Below are 11,793 nucleotides of genomic sequence, written 5' to 3' on the forward strand. Positions count from 1 at the left end.
AAATCGCCGATAACCCCGTGCAATCTCTCTATACCGTAATTAACAGGGTGGGTGAAAAAGGACGCTATGGCAGCTATAAACACTACGGTTACGGCTACTCCGAATATTTTGATACCCCAAATAAAAAAAAGAGAGGGTGGAAGTAAAAGCATCCGGACATTAAACGTTTATACTTTTAACAATAGATATCCGGAAATGGAGTTTATAATCTATTAATCCTATCTTATCCATATTGATTTAAACTGATTTATTATTCTTGTAAAAAACAAACTGGCAAATTCGCAGACAGGTAAGTTCCTAATCCGGAAAATATGCAATACAAAAAAATATTCGTAACCGGTGCTGCCGGCTTTATAGGCTTTCATCTCAGCAAAAAATTACTGGAGCAGGGTTATGAGGTGATAGGCTTAGATAACATTAATGATTATTATGATGTAAACCTAAAATATGCCCGTTTAGCTGAACTGGGTGTTAAAAAGGAAGATGCGGAAAGCTGGGGATTAATGGCAAATGCTAAGTCCTTCCCTCAATTTAAATTTATCCGTTTGAAAGTAGAAAACAGGAAAGCGCTGCCTAAACTATTTGAGCAGGAAAAACCTGATGCTGTTGTTCACCTGGCTGCCCAGGCAGGCGTTCGCTACAGTTTAGAAAACCCAGAAGCGTATATTGATAGCAATATTGTGGGCTTTTTAAATATTTTGGAATGTTGCAGGCATTATCAAATCCGGCATTTGGTGTATGCCTCCAGTTCTTCGGTATACGGTACAAATGCTAAAATACCTTTTTCGGAAGAAGACCGTGTAGATTATCCGGTAAGCTTATATGCAGCGACCAAAAAGAGCAATGAGTTGATGGCACATACCTACAGCCATTTATATCAAATCCCTACTTCAGGTCTACGGTTCTTTACGGTTTACGGCCCCTGGGGCAGACCCGACATGGCACCCATTCTTTTTACTTCGGCCATCACAGAAGGCCGAACCATAAAAGTGTTCAACAGGGGCGATATGAGCCGGGACTTTACCTATATTGACGATATTGTAGCGGGTATTATTATCACTATGAATAATCCACCTGTAAAGAAAGGAGAAAAACCATACTACCAGTTGTTTAATATTGGAAATGGCTCGCCGGTTTCTTTGATGAAATTTATAGAAACGCTGGAAAAAGAATTAGGACAGGTAGCGGTAAAAAACATGATGAGTATGCAACCCGGTGATGTACCCCGTACCTGGGCTGATACTTCGCACTTGAACGCTTTGGGATATAGCAGCACTACAAATATTGAGGAGGGGGTTAGAAAGTTTGTAGCGTGGTATAAGCAATATCATAATAGAAAATAAGCGATATTGAAATAATACCTGATATGGAATAAAAATAATTAAATGGGAGAAAATTTAACACAAAAAACCTTTAAAGGGTTCTATTGGCAGTTTGGCGGCGCCATATTTAAAACCTTCATACAGTTGGGTGTGCTTTTTGTTCTTGCCCGGTTAATTTCAAAAGCTGAATTTGGTATAATGCAATCCTCTTTAGTAGTAGTTGGATTTTCTAATTTGTTGAGTCAAATGGGAGTTGGCCCCGCATTAGTTCAAAAAGCGAATCTAACTCCCATACATATCAGGGTTGGTTCTACCATATCACTGATTTTAAGTGCAGTGCTTTTTCTGATTGTATTTCTCGGTTCAGGCTTAATTGCTGATTTTTTTAAAATGCCGGAACTGCAAAACGTGCTAAAAGTAGTAGCCGTACTTTTTATAATTGAGGGAATAACTACAGTTTCTCAATCTTTACTGCTCCGGGAAATGAAGCAAAAAGTGTTGGTTAAAATTGACTTCACTTCGTATCTGATGGGTTATGGTGTAGTTGCGATTACACTGTCTTATTACGGCTTTGGATTATGGTCACTGATTATAGGGCAACTGATGCAATCCCTTATCAAATGTATTCTTTCTTTTATAAAATGCAAACACTCTATCATGCCTTGTTTCAGTAAAAAGGAGACAAATGAATTGTTATACTATGGGGGAGGCTTTACCATTGCCAGGCTTTTTAATTACCTGGCCCTGCAAGGGGACAATATCGTTACCGGGCGCTATTTGGGACCAAGTGCGTTAGGAATTTACAGCAGGGCATATTCGATAATGGTTAAACCTGTTAGTTTGATTGGCGACTCAATAGATAAAGCCTTATTTCCGGCAATGGCTGCCCGGCAAAGCCAGCCTGACAGGTTAATTGAGGCATTCATTAATGGTTCTAAGATGATCTCATTCCTTTGTATCCCCATATCCTGTGTTTTAATTTTTAGTTCAAAAGAAATCATTAATGTTTTACTTAGCAGCAAATGGTCGGATACAATTGTCCCTTTGCAAATTTTAACCGCGGGATTGATATTCAGAATGGGATATAAAATGGGCGATTGTTTAAGCAGGGCTACCGGCAATGTATACAGCAGAGCCAAGCGCCAGTTTATATATGCCTTTTGCGTAATCTTCGGATGTTATATAGGATCCAACTGGGGGATCACCGGAGTTTCCTATGGTACTTTATTTGCGGTAACTGTGAATTATATATTAATGATTCATTTAAGCCTCAATATCTTAAAAATAAATTGGATTTATTTTTTAAAACGCACCTTTTCAGAATTGCATTTAGCCATACTACTGGCCCTTCTTTTTGTAGCGATTATTACTTTAACGCGTCAATTCATCTCATCTGACTTTATGATACTATTACTTTCATATGGTATTTATGGAACAGGTGTAATGGTTCTGTTCTATTTTTTTTCCAATAAACTTAGTTTTTTGGATATTTTGCCCTTTAAAGGAGTTCTAAATAAAATTACAAAAAAATCATAAATGGCTTTACAGATTGTTAACCTGCTATTAAATGATTTGAATTCCATTGGCATCAACTATTGCCATTGGAAAAGCAATGAGCATTTAGAAGCTGCGGTGAATGGGGATACGGACCTGGATATTCTTTTTGATAAAAACCAGAAGCAAAGGGTAATCGAAATTTTAAAAAGAAATAAGTTTCACTTGTTTGAAGCGGTATGGTATCGTAAATATAAAGGTATTGCAGACTATATTGGCTTTGATAAAGAAGTAGGAAAAGTCGTGCATGTACATACTCATTTTAATTTAGACATTGGAGAAGTAGGAATCAAAAGTTATCATTTACCATGGGAAGACCTGATCCTGAAAAACAGGATATTCGACACGCATTTTAACATTTATAAATCTTCAGCCAACATAGAATACTTATTGCTGGTTGTAAGAACAGCCTTTAAGCATGATGTAACAGATAGCAAATCAAACCGTTCCATTGCCAAACATTTTAATCTAGAAGCCGGATGGTTGTATGATCAGATTGATTTAGCAAAGTTAAAGCTCCTTTCTTCTGAGGTATTAGGCGATGAAATACCCCCTTTGATTGAACAGATCAGACTTGGCGGGCGTCATGATGAGAAGCTTTTTATTTCTTTAAAGAAACTGTTGAAACCGTATTTTGCCAGGCATAGAATTTTGTCGCCTCAGCGGGTCAGTTATCTTAAAGCTGTACATTTTATTAAACGAGTACAAATTAAATTGGAAAAACTGTTTCGCTTTCCAGTCAAATTCGAAAAAAGGAGCTTACCTCACCAGGGCGTTGTACTTTGTTTGATGGGATCTGATGGAGCAGGTAAATCAACACAAACTAAAGAGATTACCAAAGAATTGTCAAAAAAGGTGAACGTGTTGTTTATGTATATGGGCTCGGGCGATGGCGCAAAGAGCCTGCAACGACAAATCATTGAATACTGTATCCAACTTGGATCAAAACTAAGTGCTGCGAAAAAATCAAAAAATAAAGCTTCGTTTGAAGAAGCGGAAAGTGTTGTTAAAAGCGATATCTCGTCATTTAGTTTTCCAAAGCAACTCATCCTTTCCATAAAGGCTGTTTCTTTGGCTTTGGAAAAACAAAACAGGCTCAAACGAATTGATAAGGAAAGAAAACGGGGAGGTATAGTAATCTGCGATCGTTATCCCCAAACAAGTACCCTGGGATATAATGATGGACCCAAACTATATGCAAATGCAAATAGCTCAAATTTCATTTTAAGATCATTGGCAAAATATGAATTTTCATGTTATCAACTTGCTAAGCAAATCTATCCCGATTTAGTAATAAAATTAATTGGTTCTTTAGAAGTATTACATTCCAGAAGGCCGGAAATGAGCAAGGAAGAAATCAACAAAAAACAAAACGGAATTATTGATCTTCAATTTGAGCCGCCAACTGAGGTTACGATCATAGATATTGATAAACCTGTTTTTGAAATAAAAGGTATAATCTTAGATACTATTTCAAACAAGATAAATAAAATTTAAAAATATGCCTGGAGTTTTCGGATTTACCCAAAAGAGCGTACAACCACTCAACAAACTCGATGCGTTAGGGAAGCTGAATATTCACACAAACAATTCTTATCATATACGAAAGGATTACATCAATGATAGTATTGCTAACAGCATTGTATCGTTTGATTTCATGAAGAGCTATAATTTACACTATGAAATAAATAACCTGGAAATCTGGATATATGGTGATCCCTTAATTGATGGTTATACCGGGGAGAAAGCTATACAGCAAGTCGCAAAGCTTGCTGCTCAATCCTTCCCTGATTTTTCTAAAATAGCAGCCATAGATGAATTGTTTACTATTATTATCTTGCATAAAACAGCCAATAAACTATTCATAATAGGAGACAGAAATGGTTTATCCCATTTATATTATGGCGTTTTTAACGGGCAGTTGGTATGGGGGTCTGAATTAAGGGCGTTTTTAACCAAAAGCATTAATACAACAATCAGGAATAAATCTGTTACTACTTTTTTAGAGTTAGGATACCTGATAGGTGACAACACCTGGTTTAATGAGGTTAAGCTATTACCCCCTGCATCCTATTTGGAATGGGATTTAGAAGAAGCAGAACTGAAACAAATTACCCCCTATTGGAGCCATAAGCAGTTAAATGCTGAAAGCATAAGCAAAGATGAAAGCAAAATAGTAGCTGATTTAGCAGAACTGCTTGCAGAAGTTGTCTCCAAAAGAGTAGCAAAAGATGAAAGGATAGGGATCACCCTCAGTGGAGGGCAAGATTCAAGGGCTATTTTTGCCAACATACCTTACCGCGAAAACGGGCTGGTAGCCATTACACGAGGCATAAGAGGCTGTGGCGATATAAAATTAGCATCCCAGGTTGTAAAACTTCGAAAGGATTGTACCCATATTATTAAGGAAATGAATGAAAACAATTGGCTGAACGGCAGGGTTGATGCAATAATAGCTACTTCAGGGGAAAAGGATTTTTTTAATATGAATGCATTGGGATCCTTACCGATGCATAAAAATCACTTTGATATTAACCTGGATGGAGCAGGTGGCGATGGCATCTTTGGTGGAGGACATTTAAAATATGAAAATAAGGCCAATGCTGAGAATGCACTTAAAGACAAATATCTGAAAAGTATGTTTAGCGATAACAATACTTTAAGGGAACTTTATGAATACTACGAGCACATAGGTTCTGATCAGTATTTCTACACATACCAAAGAGTAAGAAGATTTACTATATTCGGTTCAATATTAGGTCACGATTATGGCATTATCAGTCGGTTCCCTTTTCTCGACCATCAATTGCAGGAATATTTATTTCTGTTGCCTAAGAAAACTGATTTTGGCAGATTATATAACAAAATGCTGATAAAATACTTTCCTGAATATTTTGTAAAGATTGACAACTTAAATACAGGAAGCAGACTGTTCGTTAGTAGTAGGTTAAACTACCTGTCAAGGGTATTTAGATACGCACAAAGCAAAGCAGGCTTTGAAAAATACAGAACAAGATATCATAATTACCCTTATTGGATAAAGAATCACAATGAAGGACTACTAGATCAGTATATCCTCTCAAAGGAATTAAAATTATACCAATATGCTGACCCTCAGCCAATAAAAAAGGCAATAGATGATTTTTCAAAAACGGGAGAACGATCAGGTACAATATCCAGACTTATTACCGTAAACGTTTTTTTAGAACATTATTCTAGATGATTAACATTTTACGAAATGTAATAGGGAGAAAAGGGTTCCAGCTAAGAAGGTCATTTTCAATCAATTTGAGAGGAAAAATCATTCATCCCCTCGAGGTTGTTTATAGCACTGGCAGTACAAGCGGATTCCCCACTGTGCTAATGGACATACCTATTTCGAAATGCCGTACACAATTGTGGAATACCCTTGAAGAAAGAAAAAATCCCTTTGTTAAAACAATTATTGACTATAGCAAAAACAAAGCTTCAGATTATGGGTCGGCTGCTATTAAAGTGTATTACGAAAGCTATGTGCCTAAAAATGCAGGAGAAGTACTCAGACTAAGCGATAATGACATATTCAAACAAATACCTGCTTACGGATATATGCTCCCCTGGGACAATCAAAATGTTGCTGAAATAATAAAGATACGGGAAGGGGATGCCCGCAGAGAGAACAATCGGGAGGGTAAATCATTTGGTCTATCAGCAGGTTATACCGATTTTGGCCCGGTGAGTACTGCAAAAGGGGAAATCGAATTTAATCGTTTGGTGAAAGTTTTTGAGAATATCAAAAACCACGGGTATAAAGAAAATTATTATTTGAATGATGGAGGTATAAAGGGTTATTTTTTAACAGGTGATAATGATGATTGGTGTTTTATTATTAAAGCAGGTAAACACAGGGCTTATGCGCTTTCCGCACTGGGATATCAAGATATTCCCGTTGTTGTTGAGTGCAATGCAGGAATGATTAAACAGGTGAATGATCTTCGTTTTTGGCCGCAGGTTAGCAACGGCGTTTTTTCAAAAAATGAAGCCTGTATTGTTGCAGGCAAAATACTCGATGTGTAAAATCAGATTTCACAAAGATTTAAATATCAGAAATAAAAGCTTCTCTCAAAAATGTGGTATTTGCTTAGAACCTTAATTATACAGCATTAGAAATGAAATGGCAAAAAAAAAGAGATAAATTCAATTGCTATATACTATTACTGTTGATTGTATTGTATTATTCTCAGGGAACATTGCTCCCTGAGGGCGAAGCAATTGGCCAGGTATTATTGGCTCTCACTTTTGCTATTTCCATCTATTATCTTCTAAAATTGTTACTAATCAAAAATAAATTCACCGACTTTATGAAAGTCTGGTTGTTTTTTATGATGATGTACATATTTTATTTTTTGCTTTACGGTGATTTTACTGAATACCGCATTCTTAAGATGGTACTTTTAAATTTTTTGCCTTTTTTCCCCTTTTATTATTTTTCAGAAAGAGAGGTATTAACCCGCAAACATCTGATGGCGTTTTTTTTAATCCTGCTACCCGTTTTAATCCTGAAATTTAATCAATCTCAAAGCGCGCTTCGACTAGAACGAATGAGAGATGAGGTTGTAGACAATACGGTATATCTGTTTATAGGCTTGTTGCCTTTTGTTTTTCTTTTCAGAAGAAAACTGCTTTCTTTTTTATTTCTGATGATTATCTGGTATTTCATGATTGAGAGCGCTAAGAGAGCTGCTATCGTTTGTGGAATCGTAGCCCTGGGCTTAATTGTATTTGAATATTTATACGCCTCTGAAGGGAAATCAAAAATTAAGCGATATATCGTTTCTGTTTTTTTACTTTTCGCAGTTGCTTATTTCGGATACGATTTATACGAGCGAAATCAATATTTGATGGAACGAATGCAGCAAATGATAGGAGGAGATTCTTCGGGCAGAGATAATCTTATCGAAACCTTGTTAGGGGTCTGGTATCAAGCTGATAGTTTGATACCCTATTTATTTGGCTATGGCTATAACGCGTCAGGGTTAAATTCGGTGCATGTATCTCATAACGACTGGGTTGATATGCTGGTGAGTTTTGGATTATTTGGACTATTGGTATATCTCGCTTTATTCAGGCTGTTGATCCTGCAGGTTTTTCAAAAAGACTGGTCAAAAGATAAGAAAATCATCCTGATATTAGTGGTTTGTATTGCAATAATTACCTCACTTACCTCCCGATGGTACTGGAGTACCTTTGCATATATGCAAATCCTGATCCTCCCATATCTATTGGCAACACATGAAAAAAAACTATAGTCCGGCATCCCAGTAAAAGCCAATGTATGGCCATCTTTTATCCATTATATCAGTAATAAAAACAGCAAATGGAATTAGTTGTTATCTCCGATAATTACCCCTCAAAAGAAATACCCAATAAAGGAGCTTTTGTTTATAATTTAGTTCAGGAATTAGGCAATTACCATAACATTACTGTAATAGCGCCCTTTAAAGTACACGAGTTATTTAATTCCACAGCTAAAGATGGATACGGTAAAGAAAGATGTAAAGTGTACAGACCTATATATTTGTCGTTTAGCAATAAGAAAATTTTAGGAATAAATACCCACATTTGGAGCCGGTATTTTAAGGCAAAAGCGGTAAACAAATGCTTAAACAATTTACCGGTTAAGCCTGATATGGTATATGCTCATTTTTTATCAAACGCAATACCAGGTCTTTCATATATAAATAAGCACTTGGTTCCTTTAGTAATAGCTTCCGGAGAGTCTTCTTACTCAGAATCTACCAAAGCGCTGAAAAAGGATTTACATGGATTAAAGGATTGTACCCATCATTTTATTTGTGTATCGGAAGGAAATAAAAAGGGATTGGTAGAGCTAGGATTTAGTGAACATAAAATGAGCATCATCCCCAATGCGGTGGATTATTCTTTGTTTAAGCCCATGGATAAAAACACATGTAAAGAAAAATTAGGCATCCCAAAAAAGAAGTTTGTTGTAGGATTTGTTGGACATTTTATTCACAGGAAAGGGCCAAACAGAATTATTGAAGCCATAACACAATTAGCCGATAAGGATATTCAATTGGTTTGCGTGGGTGGAAAAGAAAATCTAATAACCAATGACTTTACAAAGACGATACCTCCCGTACCTAATTATCAATTGCCCGAACTATACAATGCCTTTGACATATTTGTGCTTCCCACTTTAAATGAAGGACACTGCAATGCCATTGAAGAAGCAAAGGCCTGCTGTATACCTGTTGTTAGCTCATTGGGCACCACGGCAGAGTTACAAATTGATAACACTACCGGAATATTGATTAATCCAATGGAAATTGGTGAAATTGCAGCCGCCATACATACGCTTAAAAGCAATGATTCCATTCGCTCCTCTATGGAACAAAACCTTAGGTTAAAGAGAGGAGAACAATCTCTCAAAAACAGGGCACAAAAAATAAGTTCGCTGCTGGAAAATATTGTAAAAGATAACCAGAAAAAAAAATAAGCAGAAAAAAATAAGTCGCATGGCTTTGGAAAGACAATCAAAAATCTGATATCATACAAATGAGTTATTAAAACTGAAACATGGAATGTCGTTGTTGCTTTGCTTTTCTTTTGATTGCAGTTACTTTTTCACCACAGGCTTTCGCTCAGAAAAGTAGTCCCCCTTCTTATTTTTTGAAACTATTTTACAAAGATAGGGCGGAGATATTGTATGAAAAATCAATAGATCTTAGCAGTAGTGGAAATACACACGAATTAATGAGTTTAAGGGCTTATTTAGGAGCTAATAACGCATTGGTTTCAGTAAATCCTGACCCGGAAGTTATAGATTATCAAAGGAAGTTGATTAACAATATAATCAATACCGCAAGAATCTCAAAGGATATTCCGAACAACCAGTCTCCCTTCCAGGATGAATTTAAAGGTTGGATTTCAACTTCAAAAAAAAGCACTTATAATGAGGAGGTCATACTCTACGAAGGATATTCCTTTTTATATATAGCACAGTTTCTATTCCTTTTGCAAGAAAATCATTGGATTAATCTTTCTACGGAAAATGCTGACTGGTGGCAAAAAGCCGTATCATTTCTGGAGCAAAATATTTGGACAAAATGGCTAAACAGAAGTGAGATAATCAATAAAAATAATGATAGATATTTTTTGAGAGGAAGAACACACATGGCATCCCATTGGGCTGGTATAGCGATGTATCTAAAAAATATGACTGCTGATTCGCTCATAAAAAAGGAATGTGAAAAATTACAACAGGAATATGATTTATTATTGAAGCGGAATCTAAAGCCCAACCCTGCATATCCTTCTGCTTTTTACTGGAACACCACTTATGATAATACAGATGGAACAGACGCCGTGGAAACGAGGCCAGCTATAGTGCAGGATGTATCTCATGGAAATCATGTGGTATCCTATATTGTTGCAGCTTATAAAATGGGAGATAAAAACTGGCTCCCTGAGGACATTAATAAACTGTGTAATACGGTAAAACTTGTTTTATACAATAAGGAATCTAATAGCTTTCGCGATAATGTTGATGGCTCAACGGATCCTTCACGCCCCGGATGGGGCAATTTCGTTGCAGATGGCTGGGTGAAACTTGCAGATTACGATACTGCAGTACAGGCAATTTTTAAAAATTTTGAAGGCGATGGCAAAATGCTTAAAAAATATAACCAGGAATTACAGTTTAAAGCAAATTTGAATAAAAAACAACTCGCAGGTGGATAGGCAGAAAATAGTACACATAGCAAACGATTATTCCGGCTCTACCGTCTATAAAAATTTAATTAGAGAACTGAATTATCTTAAGATAGAACAAATTGTATATACGCCGGTGAAAACAGCCCTAAGTATTGGAAAAAACGAAATTGAACTACAAACAGCGGGTTCGGAAATCATTTATTCCAATATTCTGAACAACTCAGTTGACAGAATATTTTACAGGCTCAAAGTAAAAAAAATACTTAACGATATCGAGTCGAAAGTAGATTTTTCACGGGTTAAACTTATACATGCTCATACCTGGTACAGCGATGGCGGGGTAGCGTACCTGCTTTCAAAGAAATACAATATCCCTTATGTAGTGACCGTACGAAATTCTGACCTCAATGTTTTTCAAAAGTATTTGATCCATGAAAGGACATTCGGAAAAAAAATTTTAGAGCACGCAAAAAGTGTGGTTTTAATTGCAGCTTCTTATAAGCCAAGATTGTTGAGTTTGCCATCGTTGCAATCCATTAAAAAAGAGCTTGAAACCAAAATCGAAATAATTCCCAACGGCGTAGATCCATATTGGATTGAACACACAAGGGCAAGAGAAATTCCGGAAAAACCAAAGGATACTTTTAATATCCTGTTTATAGGGAAATTTTCAAAAGGTAAAAATATCACGGCTTTGCAAAAAGCGGCTATTCTTATACAGAAAGACGCAAGATTTAACGTGAAGCTGCACATCGTTGGCGGTGATGGTAGTGAGGTGGAAAAGGTTTTACAACAAATAGAAGCTTTCCCGGATTTGTTTAAATATTACGGAAAGGTTTATGATAAAGAGCAATTGCTTGGAATTTTTGGAAGCTGTGATATTTTCGCTATGCCTTCAAGGCATGAAAGTTTTGGTTTGGTATATGTGGAATCTATGCTGCAGGGCTTGCCCGTTCTGTACACCCACAACGAGGGTATAGATGGATTTTACGAGGAGAAGATAGGAGAAAAGGTGTTGGGTTTTTCAGCGGAAGAAATCAAACAAAAGTTAGAAATTTTAATAACGAACTTTAACAACTATATTATCCCAACGGAAAAAATGAAGCAAAACCATGACTGGGCTTTGATTGCAAAAATGTATCAGGCAATATACAACAATCAATAGGAAAGGTTTTTGCATCCATCGTTACCACTGTTTGAT

At 36.4% G+C, this 11,793-nt stretch carries 9 protein-coding genes; all 9 read left to right on the top strand.

Annotated elements, in window-relative coordinates; translation table 11 throughout:
* The first annotated feature begins 311 nt into the window (after nucleotides 1-311).
* The 9 genes from VL121_RS19820 (at nucleotide 312) to VL121_RS19860 (ending at nucleotide 11,757) form a co-directional block, all read left to right on the top strand.
* Nucleotides 312-1,343, top strand: a complete 1,032-nt coding sequence (locus tag VL121_RS19820; protein ID WP_325408350.1) for an NAD-dependent epimerase — start codon at nucleotides 312-314, stop codon at nucleotides 1,341-1,343.
* Between the two features lie 42 nt (nucleotides 1,344-1,385).
* Nucleotides 1,386-2,858 carry a lipopolysaccharide biosynthesis protein gene (locus VL121_RS19825; protein ID WP_325408351.1) on the top strand — a complete coding sequence of 491 codons (1,473 nt, stop codon included), beginning with the start codon at nucleotides 1,386-1,388 and terminating at the stop codon, nucleotides 2,856-2,858.
* A complete protein-coding gene (locus VL121_RS19830; protein ID WP_325408352.1) occupies nucleotides 2,859-4,373 on the top strand; it encodes a hypothetical protein in 1,515 nt (504 codons plus the stop codon).
* A 4-nt stretch (nucleotides 4,374-4,377) separates the two neighbouring features.
* A complete protein-coding gene (locus tag VL121_RS19835) occupies nucleotides 4,378-6,099 on the top strand; it encodes an asparagine synthase-related protein (RefSeq protein ID WP_325408353.1) in 1,722 nt (573 codons plus the stop codon).
* A gap of 140 nt (nucleotides 6,100-6,239) precedes the next feature.
* Nucleotides 6,240-6,932, top strand: a complete 693-nt coding sequence (locus tag VL121_RS19840; protein WP_325408354.1) for a hypothetical protein — start codon at nucleotides 6,240-6,242, stop codon at nucleotides 6,930-6,932.
* Between the two features lie 92 nt (nucleotides 6,933-7,024).
* Nucleotides 7,025-8,164, top strand: coding sequence for an O-antigen ligase family protein (locus tag VL121_RS19845; protein WP_325408355.1), 1,140 nt, complete (start codon nucleotides 7,025-7,027; stop codon nucleotides 8,162-8,164).
* 68 nt (nucleotides 8,165-8,232) lie between these two features.
* Nucleotides 8,233-9,375 (top strand): glycosyltransferase, encoded by a 1,143-nt coding sequence (locus VL121_RS19850; RefSeq protein ID WP_325408356.1) that lies wholly within the window; start codon nucleotides 8,233-8,235, stop codon nucleotides 9,373-9,375.
* 173 nt (nucleotides 9,376-9,548) lie between these two features.
* Nucleotides 9,549-10,619, top strand: coding sequence for a hypothetical protein (locus VL121_RS19855; protein ID WP_325408357.1), 1,071 nt, complete (start codon nucleotides 9,549-9,551; stop codon nucleotides 10,617-10,619).
* Nucleotides 10,612-11,757 (top strand): glycosyltransferase family 4 protein, encoded by a 1,146-nt coding sequence (locus tag VL121_RS19860; protein ID WP_325408358.1) that lies wholly within the window; start codon nucleotides 10,612-10,614, stop codon nucleotides 11,755-11,757. The genes VL121_RS19855 and VL121_RS19860 overlap by 8 nt, the downstream gene beginning before the upstream one ends.
* The last annotated feature ends 36 nt before the right edge of the window (nucleotides 11,758-11,793 follow it).

It is taken from the genome of Agriterribacter sp., from assembly GCF_035497235.1.
Lineage (GTDB): Bacteria > Bacteroidota > Bacteroidia > Chitinophagales > Chitinophagaceae > Agriterribacter.

Coding starts and splice junctions, on each gene's coding strand:
- VL121_RS19820 (WP_325408350.1), top strand. CDS start 312: ATGCAATACAAAAAAATATTCGTAACCGGTGCTGCCGGCTTTATAGGC.
- VL121_RS19825 (WP_325408351.1), top strand. CDS start 1,386: ATGGGAGAAAATTTAACACAAAAAACCTTTAAAGGGTTCTATTGGCAG.
- VL121_RS19830 (WP_325408352.1), top strand. CDS start 2,859: ATGGCTTTACAGATTGTTAACCTGCTATTAAATGATTTGAATTCCATT.
- VL121_RS19835 (WP_325408353.1), top strand. CDS start 4,378: ATGCCTGGAGTTTTCGGATTTACCCAAAAGAGCGTACAACCACTCAAC.
- VL121_RS19840 (WP_325408354.1), top strand. CDS start 6,240: ATGGACATACCTATTTCGAAATGCCGTACACAATTGTGGAATACCCTT.
- VL121_RS19845 (WP_325408355.1), top strand. CDS start 7,025: ATGAAATGGCAAAAAAAAAGAGATAAATTCAATTGCTATATACTATTA.
- VL121_RS19850 (WP_325408356.1), top strand. CDS start 8,233: ATGGAATTAGTTGTTATCTCCGATAATTACCCCTCAAAAGAAATACCC.